Below are 903 nucleotides of genomic sequence, written 5' to 3'. Positions count from 1 at the left end.
CTCAAGGTATGATATCCGTAAGGGTTGAGCGCGTTCAGACGGCCCAATAGGGCAAACAGCTTGCGTGAATCGGTTTTAGAGGCTGTCTGAAGCAGGGCTTGGGCATGGTGCGGATAATAAAGCGGCGCCATGTTTTGTTGTGCCAAGCCGACATCCATCAGCCACTTTTGCAGCCAGTCGATGAAAACGGCCAGCGGTTGTTTTTGTTTGTCGAACGCGGCGGCGTAGTCGAGTATGGCCAACAGGCGCGGGGCAGCCAGCAGCGTCAGCAACTCTTCGCGTAATGCGTCCAATTCTGGAGTCGGCGTGAATAAAGGTGCGCCGCTGTGGAATGCCAACATGGCTTCGGCATTTTCCACGCCCTGTTGGCGCAGGTATGCCGCAGCCTGCTCATGGGTAGGCGAGGGCAGCACCATCTGGCGGCAACGGCTTTTGATGGTGGGCAGGAGTTTGTCGCGTGCATGGGTAACGAGCAGGAAAACGACGTGTTGCGGCGGCTCTTCCAGAGCTTTCAACAAACCGTTTGCCGCCTGTGTGTTCATGCTTTCCGCCGGATGCACCAATACCACGCGCAGGCCGCCACGGACAGCAGTCAGGTAAATGTTTTCCACAATATCGCGCACGGCATCGATTTTGATTTGCAGGAGTTTGCGTCCTGTTGCCTCGTCTTCGGGAATTTCCGGCGTGAGTTCATAAAAGTCGGGATGGGTATTTTGGCTGAATAAATGACACGAAGCACACTCGCCGCAGGGTTCATGACCGGACTTGGGCGATTCGCACAGCAATGCCTGCGCGACAAAGCGGGCAAACTCGGTTTTGCCGGTATTTTCTTTGCCGGTAAACAGCCAGGCGTTGGGACGGTTTTGCCAATGGGCGGCGAGCTGTTGCCATTGGGTTTCATGC

At 55.8% G+C, this 903-nt stretch carries 1 protein-coding gene; it reads right to left on the bottom strand.

The window, feature by feature from the left end; genetic code table 11:
* Positions 1 to 903, bottom strand: a 903-nt coding sequence (holB, locus tag ACTHUR_RS12540; protein WP_440398814.1) for a DNA polymerase III subunit delta', incomplete at both ends; no start/stop codon positions are given.

This window comes from Neisseria sp. P0021.S007 (assembly GCF_051956855.1).
The sequence above is the reverse complement of the archived record's forward strand: the minus strand, read 5'-3'. Positions and strand labels throughout refer to the sequence as shown.